The 23,311-nt window shown below is 62.3% G+C and carries 17 protein-coding genes; 2 read left to right on the forward strand and 15 right to left on the reverse strand.

The genetic code is table 11. From position 1 onward, the window contains the following. Positions 1-169: 169 nt before the first annotated feature. The 10 genes from secG to JTF07_RS18740 all read right to left on the reverse strand — a co-directional run bounded on the left by secG (position 170) and on the right by JTF07_RS18740 (position 13,764). Positions 170-415 carry a preprotein translocase subunit SecG gene (gene secG / locus JTF07_RS18695; RefSeq protein WP_198396247.1) on the reverse strand — a complete coding sequence of 82 codons (246 nt, stop codon included), beginning with the start codon at positions 413-415 and terminating at the stop codon, positions 170-172. 43 nt (positions 416-458) lie between these two features. Beyond that, positions 459-1,244, reverse strand: coding sequence for a triose-phosphate isomerase (gene tpiA / locus JTF07_RS18700; RefSeq protein ID WP_204235715.1), 786 nt, complete (start codon positions 1,242-1,244; stop codon positions 459-461). A 14-nt stretch (positions 1,245-1,258) separates the two neighbouring features. Next, positions 1,259-2,476 (reverse strand): phosphoglycerate kinase, encoded by a 1,218-nt coding sequence (locus JTF07_RS18705; RefSeq protein ID WP_204235716.1) that lies wholly within the window; start codon positions 2,474-2,476, stop codon positions 1,259-1,261. After that, a complete protein-coding gene (gene gap, locus JTF07_RS18710; protein ID WP_204235717.1) occupies positions 2,473-3,474 on the reverse strand; it encodes a type I glyceraldehyde-3-phosphate dehydrogenase in 1,002 nt (333 codons plus the stop codon). The genes JTF07_RS18705 and gap overlap by 4 nt, the downstream gene beginning before the upstream one ends. Before the next feature lie 9 nt (positions 3,475-3,483). After that, entirely contained in the window at positions 3,484-4,467 is a 984-nt protein-coding gene (gene whiA / locus JTF07_RS18715; protein WP_009881375.1) for a DNA-binding protein WhiA, read from the reverse strand. 26 nt (positions 4,468-4,493) lie between these two features. Continuing rightward, positions 4,494-5,489, reverse strand: coding sequence for a gluconeogenesis factor YvcK family protein (locus JTF07_RS18720; RefSeq protein ID WP_204235718.1), 996 nt, complete (start codon positions 5,487-5,489; stop codon positions 4,494-4,496). Between the two features lies 1 nt (position 5,490). Next, positions 5,491-6,387 (reverse strand): RNase adapter RapZ, encoded by an 897-nt coding sequence (rapZ, locus tag JTF07_RS18725; RefSeq protein ID WP_143921753.1) that lies wholly within the window; start codon positions 6,385-6,387, stop codon positions 5,491-5,493. Positions 6,388-6,500: 113 nt separating this feature from the next. Further along, a complete protein-coding gene (uvrC, locus tag JTF07_RS18730; protein ID WP_204235719.1) occupies positions 6,501-8,360 on the reverse strand; it encodes an excinuclease ABC subunit UvrC in 1,860 nt (619 codons plus the stop codon). After that, on the reverse strand, positions 8,353-11,223 hold the full coding sequence (gene uvrA, locus JTF07_RS18735) for an excinuclease ABC subunit UvrA (RefSeq protein ID WP_204235720.1): 2,871 nt from the start codon (positions 11,221-11,223) through the stop codon (positions 8,353-8,355). Before uvrA ends, uvrC begins: the two co-directional genes overlap by 8 nt. 15 nt (positions 11,224-11,238) lie before the next feature. Continuing rightward, positions 11,239-13,764: a DEAD/DEAH box helicase gene (locus tag JTF07_RS18740; protein ID WP_204235721.1), complete on the reverse strand. Its 2,526-nt coding sequence runs from the start codon at positions 13,762-13,764 to the stop codon at positions 11,239-11,241. Positions 13,765-13,830: 66 nt separating this feature from the next. On the opposite strand from JTF07_RS18740, the gene JTF07_RS18745 reads away from it, so the two are divergent. Further along, positions 13,831-14,121, forward strand: coding sequence for a YciI family protein (locus tag JTF07_RS18745; RefSeq protein WP_204235722.1), 291 nt, complete (start codon positions 13,831-13,833; stop codon positions 14,119-14,121). Between the two features lie 109 nt (positions 14,122-14,230). Here JTF07_RS18745 and JTF07_RS18750 read toward each other — a convergent pair whose 3' ends face one another. From JTF07_RS18750 to rpsA, 5 genes are all read right to left on the reverse strand, one after another. Then, positions 14,231-15,298 (reverse strand): TerC family protein, encoded by a 1,068-nt coding sequence (locus JTF07_RS18750; RefSeq protein ID WP_204235723.1) that lies wholly within the window; start codon positions 15,296-15,298, stop codon positions 14,231-14,233. Between the two features lie 202 nt (positions 15,299-15,500). After that, positions 15,501-17,633: an excinuclease ABC subunit UvrB gene (uvrB, locus tag JTF07_RS18755; RefSeq protein ID WP_252199941.1), complete on the reverse strand. Its 2,133-nt coding sequence runs from the start codon at positions 17,631-17,633 to the stop codon at positions 15,501-15,503. A 65-nt stretch (positions 17,634-17,698) separates the two neighbouring features. After that, the gene (coaE, locus tag JTF07_RS18760) at positions 17,699-18,856 is read right to left on the reverse strand and encodes a dephospho-CoA kinase (RefSeq protein ID WP_204235724.1); all 1,158 of its coding nucleotides are present in this window, start codon (positions 18,854-18,856) and stop codon (positions 17,699-17,701) included. Positions 18,857-18,865: 9 nt separating this feature from the next. After that, entirely contained in the window at positions 18,866-20,686 is a 1,821-nt protein-coding gene (locus JTF07_RS18765) for a hypothetical protein (RefSeq protein WP_204235725.1), read from the reverse strand. Between the two features lie 46 nt (positions 20,687-20,732). After that, positions 20,733-22,220, reverse strand: coding sequence for a 30S ribosomal protein S1 (gene rpsA, locus JTF07_RS18770; RefSeq protein ID WP_069600240.1), 1,488 nt, complete (start codon positions 22,218-22,220; stop codon positions 20,733-20,735). Positions 22,221-22,424: 204 nt separating this feature from the next. Between rpsA and JTF07_RS18775 the strand changes: the two genes are divergently transcribed. Then, positions 22,425-23,264 carry a class I SAM-dependent methyltransferase gene (locus JTF07_RS18775; protein WP_198396260.1) on the forward strand — a complete coding sequence of 280 codons (840 nt, stop codon included), beginning with the start codon at positions 22,425-22,427 and terminating at the stop codon, positions 23,262-23,264. The last annotated feature ends 47 nt before the right edge of the window (positions 23,265-23,311 follow it).

Genomic DNA, 23,311 nt, shown 5'->3' on the forward strand with positions numbered 1-23,311 from the left:
TGGAGGTCACTCCTCTGGGCACGACGAAGGACCCTGACCAATCGGTCAGGGTCCTTCGTCGTGGTCGATGAACTAGGCGTCGTGGCGGCTGGAACGCCGAGGTGGCCTCAGACGAGATTCCGTCCCCAGCGCTCAGGCAGTGCCTTCGCAGCCAAGATCGGGGCCTACGTCAGGCGTTGAAGCGGGTGATGAGGCCCAGCAGGATGATGCATGCGCCCCAGATGATCGCCATCAGAGTCGTGAACCGGTTGAGGTTGCGCTCAGCCACGCCAGAGGAACCCAGCGACGAGGACATGCCGCCACCGAACATGTCTGACATGCCTCCGCCCTTGCCTTTGTGCATGAGGATGAGGAGTGTCAGGAAGATGCTCGTGAGAACGAGCAGCACGATGAGTATGATGTTGAGGATTTCCACGTCGAGAACTACCTATATTTCGTCAGAGGATTTGTTGGTCAGTCTACTTGGCTACTGCGGCCTTGCACAAAGCGGCGAAATCAGGCCCGTTGAGGCTCGCTCCCCCGACGAGCGCGCCGTCGACATCGTCAGAGGCCAGGATCTCAGCGACGTTATCGGTCTTGACCGAACCACCGTAGAGGATCCGGGTGCTCGACGCCAATGCGGAGCCGTACTTCTCTTCCAGGCGGGCGCGGATGGCCGCGGCCATCTCGGCTGCGTCCTCTGCCGTCGCAGTCTCGCCTGTGCCGATCGCCCAGACAGGTTCGTAGGCGATGACGAGCCCGTCGAGCGCGGCGGCATCGAGGCCGGCCAAGGACTCCTCGAGCTGCGTGAGAGTGAAGTCCACGTGGGTCTTCTCCTGACGCTGTTCCAGTGATTCACCGATGCACAGGATGGGTGTGATCTCCTGCGCCAGTGCGGCCTTGACCTTGGCTGCGACGACGTCGTTGCTCTCGTCGTTGTTCGCACGCCGCTCGCTGTGACCGACGACGACATATGTGCAGCCGAGTCGGGCCAGGAACGATGCCGCGATCTCACCGGTGTGCGCTCCCGGCTCGTGCTGCGAGACGTCCTGTGCACCGTAGGTCAGCCACAGTTTGTCACCCTGGATGAGAGTCTGCACGGATCGGATGTCGGTGAACGGAGGAATGACGACGACATCGCACTGCGTCCCGTCGAGTTTTGCGTCCTCAAGTGCCCAAGCAAGCTTCTGGACACTCGAGATCGCTTCGAGATGATCGTGGTTCATCTTCCAGTTGCCGGCCAGCAGCAGGGTCCGATCGCTCATTGTCGTCTTCTTTCTCACGCGAGTGCTTCGAGTCCGGGCAGCGTCTTGCCTTCGAGGTATTCGAGGCTGGCACCGCCTCCTGTGGAGATGTGCCCGAACTCGTCATCGCCGAAGCCGAGTGTGCGCACGGCAGCAGCAGAATCACCTCCGCCGACGACAGTCAGTCGAGACGAGTCGGTGTCTGGCTTGTTGGTCAGTGCCGCTGCCACTGCCTTGGTTCCGGCAGCGAAGGCAGGGAATTCGAAGACCCCCATGGGGCCGTTCCAGAAGACGGTGGTCGAGCCTGAGATCACCTCGGCATAGGCTGTGGCCGATTCGGGACCGATGTCGAGACCCAGGCCCTGCGCACCTGCTTGTGTGGCCTCGAGCTCCGCGACTGGGCGCACCCAGTTCTCGGCGTCAGCGGCGAAGGAGGCGGCCATCACGATGTCCGTGGGCAGGACGATGTTCGCTCCCCCGCCTTCGGCACGCTTGAGGTAGCCCTTGACGTCGTCGATTCGATCCCTCTCCACGAGACTGGATCCGATATCGTGGCCGAGCGCGGCGAGGAAGGTGAAGACCATCCCGCCGCCGATGAGCAGGTTGTCAGCACGTTCGATGAGATTGTCGATGACGCCGAGCTTGTCGGAGACCTTCGATCCGCCGAGGACGACCGTGAATGGCGCCTGTGGCGAGTTCAGCAGCCGATCACTGACTTCGACCTCGGCGCGGACGAGAGATCCGGCATAGTGCGGCAGCAGGGCTGCGATGTCATAGACCGATGCCTGTTTGCGGTGGACGACTCCGAAGCCGTCGGAGACGAAGTCATCGGCCAGTGCGGCCAGCTGCTCTGCGAAGGCCTTCCGCTCGCCATCGTCCTTTGAGGTCTCGCCGGAGTTGAAGCGCAGATTTTCGAGCAGAAGGACTTCACCGTCGTCCAGTGCCGCCGCTTTGGTCGTCGCTTCGTCACCGACGGTGTCGGCGGCGAATACGACGTCGCGACCGATCGCCTCGGCGAGTTCCGGAGCCAGCGGATGCAGCGAGAACTGCGGATCGGGAGTGCCCTTGGGCCGCCCCAGGTGGGACATGACGATCACCCGTGCCCCCGCCTCGGCGAGGGACTTGATCGTGCCGGCCGAAGCCAGGATGCGACCACGGTCGGTGATCGTGCCTTCGTCCATCGGCACGTTCAGGTCGCTGCGAACGAGGACCGTGCGGTGGGAGAAGATCTGCGGGTCGTCGTATGTCCTCATTTGTTCCTTTCACCGAGGATGTAGCTGACCATGTCCTTGAGGCGGTTGGTGTAGCCCCATTCGTTGTCGTACCAGGCCACGACCTTGATCTGGTTGCCAAGCGTCATTGTGAGCTGGGAATCCACGATCGCCGAGGCGCTGGTGCCGACGATATCGGTCGACACCAGAGGTGCCGTGGAGTATTCGAGGTACGGCGAGGACTCTGCGGCCTTCGCCAGGATCTCGTTGACCTCTTCGGTCGTGGCGCCCCTCTTCGGGGTGAAGGTGAAGTCGATGATCGATCCGGCGGGGACGGGGACGCGGATCGCGAGTCCGTCGAGCTTGCCTGCCAGGTGCGGCATCACCTTGCCGACGGTGCGTGCGGCACCGGTTGTCGTCGGGACGATGTTGACGGCTGCGGCTCGGGCGCGACGCACGTCGCGGTGCGGACCGTCGACGAGCATCTGATCGCCGGTGTAGGCGTGGACCGTGTTGAGCAGGCCGGATTCAACACCGATGGCGTCGTCGACGGCCTTGACGATGGTGGCCATGCAGTTCGTCGTGCACGAGGCATTGGAGACGACCGTGTGCTGTGCCGGGTCGAAGTCTGCTTCGTTGACGCCCATGACGAAGGTTCCATCCACGTCCTTGCCCGGCGCCGAGAGCACGACTGTCTTCACAGTCCCGCCGAGGTGGACCTCGGCCTGGTCACGTCGGGTGAAGCGTCCGGTGGATTCGACCACGAGTTCGGCTTCGTATGCTGACCAGTCGATCTGCGAAGGATCGGCCTGGCTGATCACTGCGATGGTGGTTCCATCGACGGTCAGTGAGTCTTCGCCGGCCTCGACCGTGTGATCGAAGCGAGGCCACACGGAGTCATAGGCCAGCAGATGAGCCAGAGTCTGAGTGTCGGTGAGATCGTTGATGGCGACGACCTCGAAGTCAGATGAGGATTCGAGGGACAGGCGGTACAGGGCACGACCGATACGGCCGAAGCCGTTGATAGCGATTCGTCTCATGCCTCGATCTTAACGATCTTCGAGCATTTCCGGGGTGAGACTGGCCTCTGTGCCCGGAATTCCCAGATCTTCGGCATGTTTGTCGGCAGTCGAGAGCAGTCGCCGGATACGACCGGCGACGGCGTCCTTGGTCATCGGCGGATCGGCCAACTGGCCCAGTTCCTCAAGCGATGCCTGTTTGTGCGTCACACGCAGCTGACCGGCGTAGCGCAGGTGTTCGGGCACCTCGTCACCGAGGATCTCCAAGGCGCGCTCGACTCGGGCTCCGGCGGCCACTGCAGCTCGGGCGGAGCGGCGCAGATTCGCATCGTCGAAGTTGGCCAGACGGTTCGCTGTGGCACGGACCTCGCGCCGCATTCGACGCTCCTCCCACACGAGGACAGCGCTGTGGGAGCCCATGCGCGTGAGCAGGGCCGCAATGTCGTCACCGTCGCGGATGACGACGCGGTCCACGCCGCGAACCTCGCGTGCCTTCGCGCTCAGTCCCAGTCTTCGGGCCGCGCCGACCAGGGCGAGTGCCGCCTCTGGTCCCGGGCAGGTGACTTCGAGGGCAGAGGAACGGCCCGGTTCGGTCAGGGAACCGTGGGCGAGGAACGCTCCACGCCAGGCGGCTTCGGCATCGGCAACAGAGCCGTTGACGATTGCAGATGGCAGTCCACGCACTGGTCGTCCGCGGTTGTCGACGAGGCCAGTCTGGCGAGCCAGAGCACCCCCGTCGCGGGTGACGCGCAGGAGATAGCGGTTCGAGCGGCGGATTCCGGCGGCGTTGATGACGACGATGTCAGCGTATTGGCCGTAGAGATCCTTGATCTCGCTGCGCAGACGCTTTGCCGCCTGTGCGGTGTCGAGTTCGGCTTCGAGCACGATCGAGCCATTGACGAGGTGAAGTGCGGAGGAGAAGCGGAAAATCGCCGACACTTCGGCTTTGCGAGCAGAAGTGCGGGTGATCTTCACCCGTGCCAACTCGTCCTTGACCTGAGCGGTCAGTGCCATTGTTCGTCCTCCTGCAACTGGATTTGCTACCACTGCTCGTCCACGCCGATCCCAGCGTCCACCAACATGTCACGGTAACACGCGGCGAGCTTGAGGGTGTCATGCTGTCCTGCCCGCCGTGAGTGCAGCGGACGGGCCCACAGTTTGGCGTTGAACATCTCACGTGCACACCGCTCGAGATCAGGTTCCACCTGGGTTGCGGCCTCGTCGACGAGCACGTAGCTCAGCTCGAGCGAGGGTGCGTGCCTGTGCAGTGAGACGAGGTGTTCGCTGAGACTGAGATCTCTTGTTTCGCCGTCGCTGGAGCTGAGGTTCAACGTGAGAGACTTCACGGCGGAGGATCGTCCGATGGCTTCCGCAAGGGAGGGAACGAGGAGGTGCGGCATCACAGAGGTGTACCAGGAGCCGGGTCCGAGATTGAGCACATCCGCCTCGGCGACGGCCTCGATCGTCTCGTGTCGGGCCGGTGGTACCGGAGGATCGAGCCGGACGGTCTCGACATGGCCCAGGGTGGAGGCGAGCACGGACTGACCGCGCACGACTTGGAAGGATCCCGGGAACTTCACATCGGCCTCGATCGTCAGTGGGACCGAGGACATGGGCAGAACCCGACCGTGGGCACGCAGCAGCTTGGCCATCCAGTCGAGGCCGGCGACATGATCTCCATGGATCTGCCATAGAGCCGAGATGAGGAGGTTGCCCACGGAATGTCCGCTGAGCTCTCCGTCGGAGTCGAAACGGTGCTGGATCACGTCGCGCCAGGTCTTACCCCAGTTCCCGTCGTCACAGAGAGCAGCCAGGGCCATTCGCAGGTCTCCGGGAGGCAGGCCGCCGAGTTCGTCGCGGAGCCTGCCGGAGGAACCTCCGTCGTCGGCCACCGTGACGACTGCTGTCAGAGACTCAGTGAGCAGACGGAAGGCCCGCAGAGCAGAGTAGAGGCCGTGGCCTCCCCCGAAGGAGACGATCTTCGGTCCCTTGTCTTTGACGGCAGGGATGATCTGCGGGAGATCTTCGGTCTCCATCTCACTCTCTCCCCAGATCACGGTGGCGGACGGTGACCGGGATACCGGTCTGCGCGGCGAGGCTCTTGGCGACGCGTTCGCTGATCGCCACCGAGCGATGCTTTCCGCCGGTGCAGCCGATGCCGATCATCGCGTAACCGCGACCTTCGTGGAGGTAGCCCTGTGAGACCGTGTCAAGGGTCGCGGTGTAGCGCTCGATGAACTCTTCTGCCCCGTTCTGACCCAGGACGAAGTCCGCGACGTCGGAGTCTAGTCCGTTGTGTCCGCGCAGATGCGGAATCCAGTACGGGTTGGGCAGGAAACGGACATCTGCGATGTGGTCGGCGTCCTTGGGCAGTCCGTATTTGAAGCCGAAGCTCATCACGGTCAGGCGCAGCAGCGGAGTGTCGACGGTGCTGAAGCGCTTACGCACCTGGGTCGAGAGCTGATGGACGTTGAGTTCTGAGGTGTCGATGATGATATCGGCCCGGTGTTTGAGCGATTCGAGGGCCGAACGTTCGCCCTCGATCCCTTCCAGCAGCGTCCCTTCGCCCTGGAGCGGGTGGGGGCGGCGAGTGGACTCGAATCGTCGGACGAGAACCTCATCGGCTGCTTCGAGGTAGAGGATGCGCAGGGACAGCCCCTGATCGAGGAAGTCACTGATCGTGTCTTCGAGCTCCTCATACTTCGCCCGTCCCTTCGAATCGGTGACGATGGCGATCTTGGGCAGAGCCCCATCGGCACGGGCGACGAGTTCGACGAGGGGACGCATCATCTGCGGAGGCAGATTGTCGACGACGTACCAATCCATGTCTTCGAGCACATTGGCCACTGTGGTCCGACCCGCTCCGGACATTCCCGTCACAAGGACGACCTCGATGGGATGGTCGGAGCCGTTCGATTCGGCCTGCGTACTCACACGTCCTCCTTGGGGCTGCGCGGTTGAAGACAGCTGTCGAGAACTACTCTAGAGCAGTTGTCCGCCTGTGGGCTCAGTGCCTGCTGCCCTGTCGGTCTCCGAGCACCGTGAGATCATTCCGCGAGGGCGGCCGCGACCTTCTCAGCGAGAGCCCGGCCGATGCCCTGAACCTCGCACAGTTCTTCGATGCTGGCCGCTCGCACCCTCTTCACAGAGCCGAAATGGCGCAGCAGCGCGGTCCTCTTCGACTCGCCCAGTCCGGAGATGTCATCGAGGACGGAGCTGGTCATCGCCTTGGCCCGCTTCGATCGGTGGTAGCTGATGGCGAAGCGATGAGCCTCATCGCGCAGGCGCTGCATGAGGAACAGTCCCTCTGAGTTCCGGGGCAGGATGACGGGGAACGGATCGTCTGGGACCCAGACCTCTTCGAGTCGCTTGGCCAGACCGACTACCGAGATGTCGACGATGCCCAGATCGTGCAGGGCTCTGGTGGCCGCCGCGACCTGCGGGCCGGCCCCATCGACGACGAGCAGGCTGGGACGGTACCCGAACCGTTCATCGGGCTCATCGGAGCTCATCTGTTCGAGATAACGGCTGAAGCGACGTGAGACGACGTCATACATCGACGCCGTGTCATCGGTTGCGGCCTCGCCGTGAATGGCGAAGTGACGGTAGTCGCGCTTCTTCACGAGACCGTCTTCGAACACCACGAGTGAGGCCACGACATTGGAGCCTTGAGTGTGAGAGATGTCGATGCATTCGATGCGCAGGGGCGCCTCGGGCAGCGACAGGTACTCCTGGATCTCCTTGAGCGCCGTGCTGCGCGTGGTCAGATCGGAGGAACGCTTGAGCTTATGCTGGAGCAGAGCTTCTTTCGCGTTCTTCGCCACGGTCTCGAGAACGGCCTTCTTCTCTCCGCGTTCCGGAACCCGCACGGCGACTTTGGATCCGCGCTGTTCACTCAGCCAGCTCTCGAGCGAGTCGATATCTGCAGGGACCGTGTCGACGAGGATCTCGCGGGGAATGGCATCCGCATCGAGACCCGTGTAAGCCTGACGCAGGTAATCGGTGGTGAGTTCGGCAGGGCTGTGGTCGTCAGAGCGTTCGATGATCCAGCCGCGCTGTCCCCGAATGCGTCCCTGACGGACGTGGAAGACCTGCACCGAAGCTTCGAGCTCCTCGGTGACGAGAGCGAATACGTCGCAGTCTGCGTTGACGGAGAGCACGACCGCTGACTTGTCGAGCACCTTCTGCAGCGCCGTGATCTCGTCCCGCAGGCGGGCTGCCCGTTCGTAATCGAGTTCCTCGGCAGCCGAAGCCATCTCCTTCTGCCGGTAGCTGATGAATCGACCCGTGTTGCCGGACATGAAGTCAGAGATGCTGCGGGCCAGATCCTTGTGGCCCTCAACGCTGATCTGTCCCACACAGGGGGCGGCGCATTTGTCGATGTATCCCAACAGGCAGGGACGCCCGCTGCGTTCGGCTCGTCTGTACACTCCGGCGGTGCAGGTGCGCATCGGAAAGGCCCTCAGCAGCAGGTCGAGCGTGTCCTTGATCGCCCACACCTGGGCAAAGGGTCCGAAGTACTTCACGCCCTTACGACGTTTGCCACGGGTGATGAAGGCCCGCGGCACCTCGTCGTTCATCGTGATCGCGAGATACGGGTAGGACTTGTCGTCGCGGAACATGACGTTGAACCGCGGGTTGAACTCATTGATCCACGTCCACTCGAGCTGCAGCGCCTCGACCTCAGTGTCGACGACAGTCCATTCCACTGAGGCAGCGGTGTGGACCATCGTCGAGGTCCGGGGATGCAGCTGCGCGGGGTTCGAGAAGTACGAGTTCAACCGATTGCGGAGGTTCTTCGCCTTCCCGACATAGATCACACGCCGGTCGGGGTCACGGAATTTGTAGACCCCGGCCGAGGTCGGAATGCTGCCTGTGGCCGGGCGGTAGGACGCTGGATCAGCCATCGAGCAACGCTTTGAGGAATCGCCCGGTATGGCTCTTCTTATTGACCGCCACCTCTTCCGGGGTGCCCTGGGCGATGATCTTTCCACCGCCTCGTCCGCCCTCCGGGCCGAGGTCGATGACATGGTCGGCGTTGCCGATGACATCGAGGTTGTGTTCGATGACGATGACCGTGTTGCCCTTTTCCACGAGCCCCTGCAGCACATGGAGCAGCTTCGAGATGTCTTCGAAGTGCAGTCCGGTGGTCGGTTCGTCGAGAACGTAGGCGGTGCGACCGCGGGACCGTTTCTGGAGCTCAGCCGCGAGTTTGACTCGCTGGGCTTCACCACCGGAGAGAGTGGTTGCGGGCTGGCCGAGGCGAACATAGCCCAGCCCGACCTCCACAAGGGTGTTGAGGTGTCGGGCGATGGCAGGGATCGCGGCGAAGAACTCGGCACCCTGCTCGATCGGCATCTCGAGCACCTCGGCGATGGACTTGCCTTTGAAGGTCACTTCAAGCGTCTCGCGGTTGTAGCGGGCTCCCCCGCAGACCTCGCAGGTGACGTAGACGTCGGGCAGGAAGTTCATCTCGATCTTGATCGTGCCGTCGCCGCTGCAGTTCTCGCAGCGTCCGCCCTTGACGTTGAAGGAGAACCGCCCCGGCTGGTAGCCGCGGATCTTCGCCGATTCGGTCTCTGCGAACAGACGCCGGATGCGGTCGAAGACCCCGGTGTAGGTCGCCGGGTTCGACCGTGGGGTACGGCCGATCGGTGATTGGTCGACGTGGACGACCTTGTCGAGATTGTCCAGTCCGGTGACTCGCTTGTGTCGGCCCGGAACCCGAGAGGCGCCGTTGAGGACATTGGCCATCTGGGTGTAGAGGATCTCGTTGACCAGGGTCGACTTGCCTGAGCCGGAGACACCGGTGACCGCGGTGAGCACACCGAGGGGGAAGGAGACAGAGACGTCACGGAGGTTGTTCTCGACGGCCTTCTCAACCGTGACGACACGGTCTTTGTCCACGGGCCTGCGAGTGGTCGGGACCTGGATGGCTCTGCGTCCGGCGAGATAGTCACCGGTGATGGAGCGATCTGCGTCCTTGAGACCGTCGACTGGGCCCGAGTAGATGACCTCTCCCCCGTGCTCGCCCGCACCTGGACCGATGTCGACGATCCAGTCGGCCGAATAGATGGTGTCTTCGTCGTGTTCGACGACGATGAGGGTATTGCCGAGCTCCTTGAGCTTGTTCAGTGTCTCGATGAGTCGTCGGTTATCGCGCTGGTGGAGACCGATCGAGGGCTCGTCGAGGACGTAGAGGACCCCGACGAGGCCGGAGCCGATCTGTGTGGCCAAGCGGATGCGCTGCGCCTCACCGCCGGACAGCGAGCCAGCGGGCCGGTCGAGGCTGAGGTAGTCGAGCCCGACGTCGAGGAGGAAGCCGAGACGTGCGTTGATCTCCTTCATCACCTGGGCCGCAACTGCCGCATCGCGAGAGTCCAGTTCCAGTTGTGAGAGGAACTCGGCGGATTCGTCAAGAGCCAGCTCGGAGACCTCGGCAATCGACTTTCCGCCGACCTTGACGGCGAGGATCTCCGGTTTGAGTCGGGCACCGTTGCAGCTCGCACAGGGAATTTCGCGCATGTAGGACTCGTAGCGTTCCCGCGACCATTCCGACTCTGTTTCCTCGTGCTTGCGCTGGATGTACTGGTAGACGCCTTCGAATCCGGTGGAGTAGGTGCGTTCGCGTCCGAACCGGTTCTTGTATTTGACGTGGACCTTGTAGTCCTTGCCGGTCAGGATCGCAGTCTTGTCGGAGGTGCGCAGATCCTTCCACGCGGTCTTCATATCGAAGCCGAGTTCATCGCCGAGACCTTTGAGGAGGCGGTTGAAGTACTTCGTCACCTGTTTTCCGCCGGCCCAGGGGGCGATCGAACCCTCGCCGAGACTGAGGTCCTCATCGGGAACGACGAGTGACTCATCGACCTGGAGCCGAGTGCCGATGCCGTCACAGGTGGGGCAGGCACCGAAGGGCGAGTTGAACGAGAATGTGCGGGGTTCGATCTCGTCGATCGCCAGCGGGTGCTCGTTCGGGCACGACATGTGCTCCGAGAAGGTTCGGGTCACGCCTTCGTCGACCATCTCGACATCGATACGTCCGTCGGCCAGGCCCAGCGCAGTCTCGACGGAGTCGGTCAGGCGTGGGCGCAGACCCGACTTCGCCACCAAACGGTCGACGACGACGGAGATCGTGTGCTTGTACTGCTTCTCCAAGGTGGGAGGTTCGCTGAGGCTGATCTGCTCTCCATCGACGATGGCGCGAGAGAAGCCCTTGGCCTGCAGCTCGGTGAAGAGGTCGACGAACTCGCCCTTGCGGGAACGGACGATGGGAGCCAGCACGAGGAACTTCGTCCGCTCCTCGAGTTCGAGCAGCTGGTCCACGATCTGCTGTGGAGTCTGCTTCGTGATGATCTCACCGCACACGGGGCAATGCGGCACGCCGATGCGAGCCCACAGCAGGCGCAGGAAGTCATAGACCTCGGTGATGGTGCCGACCGTGGAGCGAGGGTTGCGGGAGGTCGACTTCTGGTCGATCGACACCGCCGGCGACAGGCCCTCGATGAAATCGACGTCGGGTTTGTCCATCTGGCCCAAAAACATTCGGGCATATGAGGACAGGGACTCGACGTAACGGCGCTGCCCCTCGGCGAAGATCGTATCGAAGGCCAAAGATGACTTCCCCGACCCCGAGAGACCGGTGAAGACGATCATGGAATCGCGAGGTAGGGCGACCTCCACGTTCTTGAGGTTATGGGCGCGTGCGCCCTTGACCCACAGAGTGTCGAGATGTGACACGCCTGTCGACTGCTCACCGCTGTTAGTTTTCATCACCTGACCACTGTATTACTCGGCACTGACATTGCTTGTATGGGGACGGGCGCTGATCTCTCCGACCGCGAGGATTCGGAGCACGATGTCTCCGGCTTCGTCGCTTGCCGGCACATCCACCTCGGCGTCGATGGCCCAGTCCCTGTTGTCATCGGGATCGGCCAAGGTCTGACGGACGGTCCACGTCTGGGAACCAGGTTCGATCGAGATATATTCCTTGCCTCTGGCCTTCCCATCGGTGAGGAGGTCGCCGTATTCCTCGTAGAAGTCTTCGATCGCGTCCTCCCACGCCGTGGCATCGAAGCCGCTGTCGGCGTCGAGGCGGCCCAGTTCGGCGTAGTCGGCACGTTCTGCCAACAGCACCCGGTGGAACAGGGCATTGCGCACCTCGGCGGTGAAGACTCGCTCGTTGTCTGAGAACTTGCGATCGAGGTCTGGCAGCTCTTCGTCGGCGAAGTCCGTCGGGGACAGCCCCTGCAGGGTGCGCCATTCGTCGAGCAGAGACGAGTCGGTGCGGGCGATCGTCTCCCCCAGCCATTCGATGATGGTCGAGAGCTCCTCCGTCCTGTTGTCGGCGGGCACATTGTGTGTCAGCGCGCGGAACACGTCGGTGAGGTAGCGAAGGAGGCTGCCCTCCACCCTGGTGAGAGTGTAGTAGCTGACGAATTGGGTGAAGCCCATTGCCTGTTCGATCATGTCACGAACGATCGACTTCGGTTCGAAGTTCCCCGCCCGCAGCCACGGGTGCACCACGATGAAGTGCTCGAAGGCGGGATCGAGGACATCTGCCAGCGGCTTCGGTCCTTCGATCTCGTCAAGGATGGCCATGCGCTCGGGGTATTCGAGGCCGTCTGCTTTGAGTTCGGCCAGGGTGTCCTTCTTGAGCCGATCGAGTTGGCCCTTAAGGACGGGAAACGGCACCGGCGTGGTGGATTCGACGAGCGAGACCACATCGAGGGCGTAGGTCTCCGACTCCGGGTCGAGGAGTTCGAGACCGGCGAGCACGAAGGGCGCCAACGGCTGGTTGAGGGCGAATTGGGGCCCAAGGTCGGTGGTCGGGACCAGTTCGCCTCCCCTCGCTTCGATGAGGCCGGCATCGATGAGAGAGCGGCCGATGCTCAAGGCTGTGAGTTTGAGGTCAAGGTGACGTTCCCGGCTTTCGTGGGTTTTGTCGATGAAGCGGCTGATCGTGCCCACGTCCGATCCCGGCCGGGCGACGAGGTTGAGGATCGTCGAATGGTCGATCTTCATACGTGAGCGCAGAGATTCGGCCTGGGATTCGATGAGTTTGGTGTAGGTCTCCTCCGACCAGCCGACGAATCCGGCCGGGGCTGATTTCTTCTTGACCTTCTTCTTTTTCTTGTCGGCATTGGCCGCCTTGGCCTCTGCCCGCATGTTCTCGATGACATGTTCGGGTGCCTGCGCGATGACGTAGCCACGGGTGTCGAACCCCGCGCGACCCGCGCGGCCTGCCAGCTGTTGGAATTCGCGGACGCTGAGTTTGCGCATCTTCCGGCCGTCGAATTTCGTCAGTCCTGTCAGCAGCACAGAGCGGATGGGAACGTTGATGCCCACGCCGAGCGTGTCGGTGCCTGAGATGACCAACAGCAGACCCTTGAGTGCGAGCTGTTCGACCAGACGGCGATATTTGGGCAGCATGCCCGCGTGGTGGACACCGACGCCATGCAGGAGCAGCTTGCGCAGGCTCTGTCCGAATCCCTTCGCGAAGGTGAACCCCTTGATGGCTGCTGCGACCGCGGCCTTCTGTTCCTTCGACGCCAGATCGACGGACAACAGGCCTGTGGCCAGATCGATTGCGCCTGCCTGGGAGTAGGACACGACATAGACGGGAGCTTTGTCGTTGCGCACCAGGGAGCGCAATGTGTCAGAGAGTGTCTCGGTGGAGTACTCGTACTCGAGTGGAACCGGTCGGGTCGCCGAGGTGACGACGGAGCTGTCGCGGCCGGTGGTCTCTTCCATGGTGCGACAGATCTCGCTCGTGTCGCCCAGCGTCGCCGACATGAGTACGAACTGCGCCTGTGGCATCTCGAGCAGGGGCACCTGCCATGCCCACCCGCGAGAAGGATCGGCGACATAGTGGAATTCGTCCATCACGACCATGCCTGCGTCGACCATTCCGCCTTCGCGCAGAGCCTGGTTCGCCAGGATCTCGGCCGTCGCACAGATCACGGGCGCTTCCCCGTTGACGGTGGAATCGCCGGTGATCATACCGACGTTCTCCGCGCCGAAGGCGTCGATGAGGGAGAAGAATTTCTCGCTCACCAGCGCCTTGAGCGGGGCCGTGTAGTAGGCCCTGATCCCGCGGGTGAACGATTGGTAGAGGGCGAACAGTGCCACGAGGGACTTGCCCGAACCTGTGGGAGTGGCCACGATAGTGTTGTCGCCGGCCAAAATGTTGAGGATGGCTTCGTCCTGGGCGGGATACGGTTCGATCCCCAGCTCTTCGCAGTAGTCGCCGAACGCCTCATACACTGCGTCTTCATCAGCGAATTCCGCTGGGATCTCCTGCAATCGCACCACAAATATGCACAGACCTTTCCGTTTAGACTGATGTCCATCCTATTGATCGAACCTCAGGAGTTTCAGATGCCGGTTTTCGCTGTCAACTATGTCTATGGACCAGATACCGACGCCCGGATGGAGTCACGACCTGCGCACCGTGCGTGGCAGGCCGATCTGTACGAAGCCGGAACCGTTTTGGCCTCGGGCCCGTTGGACAATGAACCGGTTCCCGGAGGTCTGCTGTTGCTGCAGGCCGCCGACCGCAAGGAAATCGACGCTCACTTGGCGAACGATCCCTATGCTTCGATCGGTGTCATCGACGAGACGATCGTTCGGGAGTGGACCCCAGTCTTCGGTCCGTTCTCCCAGGACTGAGCCTGCTCTCAGAGACTTGAGTCTCGTGCCGCATGGCCCACGCGCGCGGGTGTCCCCACTCGGGAGGACACCCGCGCACAGCCGCACCTGCGGCAGCAGGATCGGTCACTCAGTCCTGCGAGGCGTCTGACTCCGCTGAGCTGGAGTTCGAGCTGCGAATAGGGATGCCGTCCTTCTTCATCTTCGCCAATGAGGCGAGTGTCGCCACCACCATGGCAAAGACGATGAAGCTCAGCGACAACCAGGTCGGCACCTCTGGGATTGCTTTGCCCCAGGACAGGAAGCCCCAGTCCGATTCGTGCAGAGCATGGATGAAGAGCTTCACACCGATGAAGGCGAGGATCGCCGCGATTCCGTAATGGAGGTAGACGAGCTTGTCGACGAGACCTCCGAGCAGGAAGTAGAGCTGGCGCAGACCCATCAGCGCGAAGACGTTCGCGGTGAAGACGAGGAACGTGTTCTGTGTGACGCCGAAGATCGCTGGAATCGAGTCGAGGGCGAACATGACGTCCGTGGACCCGATCGCGATGAAGACGATGAACATGGGCGTCCAGTATTTCTTGCCCTCGATCGTCACGCGCAGGCTGTTGCCGTGGTACTCGTCGACGACGTTGATCCGCTTGCGCAGGAGTCGGATGAGACCGTTCTCTCCGTCGCCCTCATCTTCATTGCTGAATGCCTGGCGGAAGGCGACGATGAGGAGGAAGATGCCGAAGATGAAGAAGACCTCGACGAATGCGGTGATGATCGCGGAACCGGCCAAGATGAAGATGCCGCGGAAGACGATGGCGATGATGATGCCCACCATCAGGACTTCCTGCTGATATTTCCGCGGTACCGAGAAGCTGCCCATGATGATGATGAACACGAACAGGTTGTCGATGCTCAGCGAGTATTCGAGCAGCCAGCCGGTGAGGAACTCACTGCCGTGAGTTGAGTCTCCGATGGCGAAGAGCGCTCCGGCGAAGATGATGGCGAGGCCGACGTAGAAGGCGACCCAGATGCCCGCTTCCTTCATCGACGGAGTGTGCGGCCGTTTGATCACGAGAAGCAGGTCGAAGACGAGGATCGCAACGACGACGATGCCCGAGGTGATCATGAACCACGCGGGGATGACGGACTCACTCCCAGCTGCGGCTTGACCGCCTGCTGCGAGTGTGGAGGACAGGATATCCATGGATGCCTTTCAAAGGTGTCAGTGATGTATCCGTGCCGAAAGTCTCTCCCACGCTATGACCACTGTGACAGTGGCGGCGTGCGCTCCGTGCCCGGACCCTCTGACGGATCGTGGTGACGAGCACGGATGGACGGGATACTCCCTTTCGCCAGCCACACCAGTATAGTCGTGCGGATGCATGTGCATGAGCACGTGGGTCGAATCAGGCGTGCCCGGCCTGCTTCATCTGCCGCAGTTCCTTCTTGAGATCCGAGAGTTCGTCCCTCAGCCGGGCCGCGAGCTCGAACTGCAGCTCCGCTGCCGCCGTGTGCATCTGCGAGGTCAGTGACTCGATGAGTTCGGTCAGGTCGGCTGCCGGTGGGCGCAGGGAACCGGACGTGCCTGCTGCCTGACGCTGTTCGTCGGTGAGCGTCGAGTTGTAACCGCGTTTGCCCTTGCCGTAGTCGAATTCGGTGAGGAGCTCACGCGTGTCCGCGTCCTCTCGCTGCAGGCGTTCGGTGATGTCGGCGATCTTCTTGACCAGCGGCATGGGGTCGATGCCGTGTTCCTTGTTGTGCGCGACCTGTATCTCGCGTCGACGATCGGTCTCGTCGATGGCCTCACGCATGGACCGCGTGATGGTGTCGGCGTACATATGAACCTGGCCGTTGATGTTACGAGCCGCGCGACCGATCGTCTGGATCAGGGAGGTGGCCGAACGCAGGAAACCCTCCTTGTCAGCGTCGAGGATGGCCACAAGGGAGACTTCTGGCAGATCGAGGCCCTCACGCAGAAGGTTGATTCCGACGAGGACATCGAACTCGCCGGCCCTGAGCTCTGTCAGAAGTTCGACTCGGCGCAGTGTGTCGACGTCCGAGTGGAGGTACTGCACTCTCACATCGTGTTCGAGGAGGTAGTCAGTGAGATCCTCGGCCATCTTCTTCGTCAGCGTGGTGACCAGGACTCTCTCCTGTGCATCGACGCGAGTTCTGATCTCGTCGAGCAGGTCGTCGATCTGTCCCTTCGTCGGCTTGACGACGATCTCCGGATCGACGAGACCTGTGGGTCGGATGATCTGCTGGACGTAGCCATTTGCATTTCCCAGTTCGAAGTTGCCCGGAGTCGCCGACAGATACACGGCCTGTCCGATGCGTTCACGGAACTCGTCGAACTTCAGTGGCCTGTTGTCCATCGCGCTGGGGAGTCGGAATCCGTGTTCGACCAGCGTGCGCTTGCGTGACATGTCGCCTTCGTACATGCCGCCGATCTGAGGGATCGTGACGTGGGATTCGTCGATGACGAGGAGAAAGTCCTCTGGGAAGTAGTCGAGCAGACAGTTCGGTGCCGACCCGGCGGGACGTCCGTCGATGTGCCGCGAGTAGTTCTCGATGCCGGAGGTGAACCCCATCGACTCCATCATCTCGAGATCATAGGTGGTGCGCATCTTCAGGCGTTGGGCCTCGAGAAGTTTGTTCTGCGATTCGAATTCGCTCAACCGCGTCTGCAGTTCGTTCTCGATCTCGCTGACGGCTCTCCCCATCCGGTTCTCACCGGCGACATAGTGCGAAGCGGGGAAGACGTGGATCGTCTCCTCTTCCCGGACGATCTCGCCTGTCAGAGGATGCAGCGTCTGGAGAGTTTCGATCTCGTCGCCGAAGAACTCGATCCGCAGGGCGAGTTCCTCATATTGCGGGATGATCTCGACGGTGTCGCCTCTGACGCGGAAGGTGCCACGTGTGAATGCCATGTCGTTGCGTGCGTACTGCATCGATACGAAGCGTTTGAGGAGCTCGTCGCGGTCACACTGTTCGCCCCGTCTGAGGGTCACCATCCGATCGACGTACTCTTCCGGTGTACCCAGGCCGTAGATGCAGGACACGGTGGAGACGACGACGACGTCTCGCCGGGTCAGCAGAGAGTTCGTCGCGGAGTGGCGCAGGCGTTCGACCTCATCGTTGACCGAGGAGTCCTTCTCGATGAAGGTGTCGGTCTGCGGGACGTAGGCCTCGGGCTGATAGTAGTCGTAGTAGGAGACAAAGTATTCGACCGCGTTGTTGGGCAGCAACTGCCGGAACTCATTGGCCAGCTGCGCGGCCAGAGTCTTGTTCGGTGCCATGATCAGGGTTGGTCGCTGAACTTGTTCGATCAGCCAGGCCGTGGTCGCGGACTTGCCTGTACCGGTGGCGCCGAGCAGCACGATGTCCCGCTCTCCCTGGTCGAGGCGCTCCGAGATCTCGGTGATCGCGGTGGGCTGATCGCCGGATGGAGAGTATTCGGAGACGACTTCGAACGGGGCGACTGTGCGCGTGACATCGGGCCTGTGGCCGATGGCTGGCAGGGGACGTTCTGAGCTCATGGTCCAACACTAACCCTCGCCCATGACACAGTGAACCGCTGAGCCGAGACTCCGCTGTGAACTGCTCAGTCGAAGCTTGCTGGGACGAGTCGTCGGCGCATCGTCAGGAAGTACGGTTCCTTGGCGTCGGCATATCCCGCGGTGTGCGCATCGCGGGCGTGGTCATCGGCCAGAGTTCGCTTCACCTGTGCGTACTTCTCGCGTTCGGCTGAGTCCGTGCGCATCAGTTCGACGAATTCCTGTGCGAAGACGGCACCGACTGAATCCTCGGTTCGGACATGAAGATTGACGGCCCGCCCCGGGTCCGTGTTCGCGTGGAACCGTTTGGACTCGAACTGCCCCTGGCCGAGGTTGTCGACGGCGTCATCGCCCGGATACCCCAGATCGGCCAGAGTGTCAGACAGTCCACGTGCGGTGTCGAGATCGGGCACCAGGAGCTGCAGGTCGATGACGTCCTTGGCCGCCAGGCCGGGAACTGCTGTGGAACCGATGTGGTCGATGCGCAACCGTGAGCCGATGCCGTGGTGCAGCTTTGCGATGATCCGCTGCGCCTGCATCTGCCAGTCCTGATCAGTCGGGTCGACGAGCTCGACCGGCCCCCGTGCCGCACGACGCTGAGCTTCCAGATTGGCCGCGAACGGCAGGATCCGATCGTCGAGGAGGCGCGCAACTCGCTCCTGCGTCTGATTGACCGAACCAGCATTGTCGATGATCACGTCGCAGACTGCATAGCGTTCTTCGTCGTCTGCCTGCCGTGCGATACGCGATTGGGCATCGGCACGATCCATGCCCCGGGCACTCATCAGACGCTGCAGCCGGAGATCGGACGGAACGTCGACGAGGAGATTGAGGTGATAGGCAGGGGCCATCGCATTCTCGACCAGCAGCGGCACATCGTGGACGACCACCTCGGCGTCGGAATGCCTGGCGAAGTGCTCGAGGGTGCGGTCGCGGATCGCGGGATGCATGAGCGCATTCAACGCATCGGTCGACTCCTCGTCGACGAATGCCGCTGCTGCCAGCTGGCCCCGGTCGAGCCCGCCGCCGGTGATGACATCCTCGCCGAATCTCTTCGCAAGCTCCTCGAGTAAGGGCTCCCCCGGCGCGACGACCTCCCGGGCGATCTTGTCGGCATCGATGATCACAGCACCATGTGCGGCGAGGATCTCGGACACGGTTGACTTCCCTGCACCGATTCCACCGGTGAGACCAATTTTCAGCATGAGCTCAGCCTAGCGATTCAGCGGGTAGACCAGTACCCCGTCGTCGGCGAAGGAAGGTTTGCCGAGACTGGCGTCGAGGAAGTCCTCGTATTCTCCGTCCCCGCCGGGAAGGAGCGGCGCCTCAGGGGCAAGGACCACATAGTCGACTCCTGAGCCACGCAGCTCATCGACAGCTGTGCTGACCTCACTGCTGTCAGGGTCCGGGAAGGGGCCGCCCGAGTACACCGTCTCGTGCAGCAGCTCGTCGAGAGCGTCCTCGGGTGCGACATATGTCACCGCCGCGTCGGGACTCGAACCGATGAAATAGCCGCCCGTCTCCCGATAGTGGAAGCCGCTCACGGACTGCCACACCATGGCTTCATCGGCATGTGGTTCGGCCCAGGCCAGGGGGCGTGGCACGGTCTTGACGACGGCTCCGGCGGGAACGGCCTCGGCGATGGAATCGGTGTAGAAGTCGGGCACGTAGACCTCACGTGAGTTCTGCACGCCGGGGATCACGCAGACCGCGGCGACCGCCAGCAGGCCCAGCAGGGCTTGGGCGAAGCGCCTCCGAATATGGTCGAGAGCCCATTGCAGACCGCAGCCGAGGATCGCGAACAGCGCAATCGTCGAATGCAGGACCAGGCGCATGGGCAGGATGTTGTTGAGCACCGGTATGGCTTCGACGAGCGCGAAGGGACCGGTTGCGAAGACCGCCGTCCCGTTGAAGAGGACCGGTGAGCCCAGTGACAGGACGAAGACCAGGAGCCCCGTCGCCGAGGCGATGCGCAGAATCCTCGCATACCTGGGGCTGCGCGCGAGGCAGATGACGATGATGGCAGCGGCGATGAGCGCTGGAACTCCGACGTAGGCCCCGAGCTCTGCGGCATCGATGTCCATCACGCGCGGGATCGGCGAGGAACCAGTCCCGAGAAGGGTCGGACCTGCGGGGATGATGGGATCGAGGAGGTCTGTGTTCCATACTCCGTGAGGTCTGATCGCACCGTCGGGAGCGTTCGGTCCACGCATCGTGAGCAGGAGCGGCAGTGCGATGAGCAGGGAAAGTGCGGAGCCGAGCACGCCTCCCAGCGCCAAGCGCACCCAGCTGGTCAGCGTCCAGGCCTTTCGTCCGAAGGCGGCGATGCCCACCAGCAGACACAGAGCGGCGATGAAGGTGCCGGCGAGGACCTCGGTGGAGACGTAGAACTGGAATCCCAGGACGGCTCCCAGGCCGAGGCTCAGCGTCCAGAACTCACGGTTGAAGAGCACGGACGAGGGCGTGCGGAACACCAGCCGGATGATGATGAGTGCCACCAGCGGTGGTGCCACGGCGAATGCGAGGTTGGGATGGCCTGAGGACTGGGCGATCACGTAGCTGGAGAAGCCCACACCGCCGGCTGCGACGAAGGCGGGGATTCGGGTCAGGAAACGCGTGAAGAGTGCCGCAGTCGCGAGGCTGACCAGGACCGGGATGGAGATGATGAGCAGGTTGTAGCTGACGATGGGCCCGGCCGCCCAGGTGACGGGGGCCAGGATCAGGGCCAGTCCGGCCAGGGAGGTGTTCCAGGCACCGTTGACACCCCCGTTGAGGGTATTCATCGCCTCCGTGTAGAGTAACCCGTTCGCTGTTCCCGATGGGGTTTCATCGGTGCCCAATCCCAGTTGGTTAGCGACGATATCCGCTGCGTGCCCGAGCCACCAGATGAAGAGTGATGAGTCGTCGTTGCCGGCGGCTACCTGCCCTCCGGGATCGGCGGCAACCTGTCCGAACACGCAGATGCTGGCGACAGTGAGCAGCAGCGCGTACCACAGCCATGGTCGGGCTCGCTGCAGCAGAGTGGGTGCATACACAAAGGGCTCCCGATCAATCGACCGGGAGCCCTTGTGAGTGCTGTTATCAGCTGCCTGCAAGCTTCTCACGCAGAGCTGCGAGAGCTTCGTCGCTGGCCAGTGTTCCTTCGTCGCCTGCCTCTTCCGAGGAGAACGATCCGGTGGCTGGTGCAGCCTCGGCAGGAGCGCTTCCGGCCTCTTCGGAGCCTGCTTCGGCGTCCGCAGCGATGGCCTTGGCGACCTGCTTCTTGTGCTCTTCCCAACGCTCCTGAGCGGCAGCGTACTGCTGCTCCCAGACCTCGCGCTGTGAGTCGAAGCCTTCCATCCACTCGTTGGTCTCGGGATCGAAGCCTTCTGGGTACTTGTAGTTGCCGTCTTCGTCGTACTCCTGCGGCATGCCGTAGAGGGCAGGGTCGAGGAATTCGTCGGCCTCGGGGTCGACGCCCTCGTTCGCCTGCTTCAGCGACAGCGAGATGCGGCGGCGCTCGAGGTCGATGTCGATGACCTTGACGTAGATGGTCTCGTCAACGGAGACGACCTGTTCTGGCAGGTCCACGTGGCGAACTGCGAGTTCGGAGATGTGGACGAGGCCTTCGATGCCGTCTTCGACGCGCACGAAAGCACCGAACGGAACCAGCTTGGTGACCTTGCCGGGAACGATCTGTCCGATGACGTGGGTGCGAGCGAAGTGCTGCCATGGGTCTTCCTGAGTCGCCTTGAGCGACAGGGAGACACGTTCGCGATCCATATCGACGTCGAGCACCTCAACGGTGACCTCGTCACCGACGGTGACGACCTCACCTGGGTGATCGATGTGCTTCCAGGACAGTTCGGAGACGTGAACGAGTCCGTCGACACCACCGAGGTCGACGAATGCACCGAAGTTGACGATCGAAGACACGACGCCGGGACGGACCTGGCCCTTCTGGAGGGTCTGCAGGAAGTCGTGGCGGACCGCGGACTGGGTCTGCTCGAGCCATGCGCGACGGGACAGAACGACGTTGTTGCGGTTCTTGTCCAGTTCGATGATCTTGGCTTCGACCTGCTGGCCGATGTAAGGAGCCAGATCGCGGACGCGACGCATCTCAACGAGGGAAGCAGGCAGGAAGCCGCGCAGACCGATGTCCACGATCAGGCCGCCCTTGACAACCTCGATGACGGTACCGGTGACAACACCGTCGTCTTCCTTGATCTTTTCGATGTCGCCCCAGGCGCGCTCGTACTGCGCACGCTTCTTGGACAACATGAGTCGGCCTTCTTTGTCTTCCTTCTGAAGAACGAGGGCTTCGATTTCGTCCCCGACCTCGACAACTTCGCCGGGATCGACATCATGCTTGATGGAGAGTTCTCGCGAAAGGACGACGCCTTCCGTCTTGTATCCGATGTCGACGAGCACTTCGTCGCGATCGACCTTGACGACGGTGCCCTCAACGATGTCGCCATCGTTGAAGTACTTGATCGTCTCGTCGACTGCGGCGAGAAAGTCCTCAGCGGTTCCGATGTCGTTGACAGCGACCTGCTTCGGCTGCACCGATTCCGGCGTGGTGGTGGTCATATAGGTTGGGACTCCGATGGAATTATGGTCCAGATCCGATACTCTGAGGCGATGCTGTGAAACAGCCCGAGAACTGGATCCGGTCTCGATTACGATTTTGGACATGTATGCATACGCGCATACGGTTGTCAATACTAGCATCATCCATGGCGTGAATGCACGCCGAAGTCGGAAACAGAACATGGCGATCGCCACGGAGGAATGATGAGCGACGGAAGTTATCAGGCCGAGGTCATCAGCGGCGGCTATCTGCCCATCGATGAAGAGGCATCAGTCCGCGCCAACAGAGGCTATTGGGACAATTCTGCCGAGGATTACCTGGCCGAGCACGGCAGTGCGCTCGGCGATACGGATTTCATCTGGTGTCCGGAGGGAATCCGCGAATCCGATGTGAATCTGCTCGGCAATGTCGCTCGCAGGCAGATCCTCGAGGTCGGCTGCGGAGCCGGACAGTGCTCGCGCTGGCTGGCCGAGGAAGGCGCGATCGCAACCGGCGTCGACGTGTCCTCAGGCATGCTCGAGCAGGCCTCCAGGCTCCAGCGCGAACACCCGCTCAGCGATGATGCCACTCCCCCGACGTTCCTCCACGCCGATGCCCGACAGCTGCCGTTCGCGTCGAACAGCTTCGATGTCGGGTTCTCCTCCTACGGTGCGCTGCCCTTCGTGAAGGACGCCGATGTCGTCTTCTCCGAGGTCGCTCGTGTGCTTCGACCGGGCGGACGGTGGGCCTTCTCCACCACCCACCCGCTGCGCTGGATGTTTCCCGATGTGCCCGGCGAAGCGGGGCTGACCGTCGAGTACTCATACTTCGACCGCACGCCGTACGTGGAGATCTCAGCGGACGGGCAGCCGGTCTACGCCGAGCACCACCGGACCATGGGCGACTGGGTGAATCTGCTGGTCACGGCCGGCTTCACGATCGATTCGGTGACGGAGCCGGAATGGCCGGAGTCCAACCAGACCGCCTGGGGCGGCTGGTCTCCCCTACGCGGTTCGCTCATGCCCGGCACCGTCATCTTCTCCACCACTCTCAATAAGGACTGACTCCCGCACTGCGGCGCACCCGCCAGGGTCGCCGCGAACTGCAATGC

Origin of the sequence: Brevibacterium sp. RIT 803 (genome assembly GCF_016892625.1) — a bacterium.
Lineage (GTDB): Bacteria > Actinomycetota > Actinomycetes > Actinomycetales > Brevibacteriaceae > Brevibacterium.

Excerpts from the sequence above, each read along its gene's own strand:
- tpiA (WP_204235715.1), bottom strand. The coding sequence starts at position 1,244 with ATGAGCGATCGGACCCTGCTGCTGGCCGGCAACTGGAAGATGAACCAC.
- JTF07_RS18705 (WP_204235716.1), bottom strand. The coding sequence starts at position 2,476 with ATGAGGACATACGACGACCCGCAGATCTTCTCCCACCGCACGGTCCTC.
- gap (WP_204235717.1), bottom strand. The coding sequence starts at position 3,474 with ATGAGACGAATCGCTATCAACGGCTTCGGCCGTATCGGTCGTGCCCTG.
- whiA (WP_009881375.1), bottom strand. The coding sequence starts at position 4,467 with ATGGCACTGACCGCTCAGGTCAAGGACGAGTTGGCACGGGTGAAGATC.
- JTF07_RS18720 (WP_204235718.1), bottom strand. The coding sequence starts at position 5,489 with ATGGAGACCGAAGATCTCCCGCAGATCATCCCTGCCGTCAAAGACAAG.
- uvrC (WP_204235719.1), bottom strand. The coding sequence starts at position 8,360 with ATGGCTGATCCAGCGTCCTACCGCCCGGCCACAGGCAGCATTCCGACC.
- uvrA (WP_204235720.1), bottom strand. The coding sequence starts at position 11,223 with ATGAAAACTAACAGCGGTGAGCAGTCGACAGGCGTGTCACATCTCGAC.
- JTF07_RS18745 (WP_204235722.1), top strand. The coding sequence starts at position 13,831 with ATGCCGGTTTTCGCTGTCAACTATGTCTATGGACCAGATACCGACGCC.
- JTF07_RS18750 (WP_204235723.1), bottom strand. The coding sequence starts at position 15,298 with ATGGATATCCTGTCCTCCACACTCGCAGCAGGCGGTCAAGCCGCAGCT.
- uvrB (WP_252199941.1), bottom strand. The coding sequence starts at position 17,633 with ATGAGCTCAGAACGTCCCCTGCCAGCCATCGGCCACAGGCCCGATGTC.
- coaE (WP_204235724.1), bottom strand. The coding sequence starts at position 18,856 with ATGCTGAAAATTGGTCTCACCGGTGGAATCGGTGCAGGGAAGTCAACC.
- rpsA (WP_069600240.1), bottom strand. The coding sequence starts at position 22,220 with ATGACCACCACCACGCCGGAATCGGTGCAGCCGAAGCAGGTCGCTGTC.
- JTF07_RS18775 (WP_198396260.1), top strand. The coding sequence starts at position 22,425 with ATGAGCGACGGAAGTTATCAGGCCGAGGTCATCAGCGGCGGCTATCTG.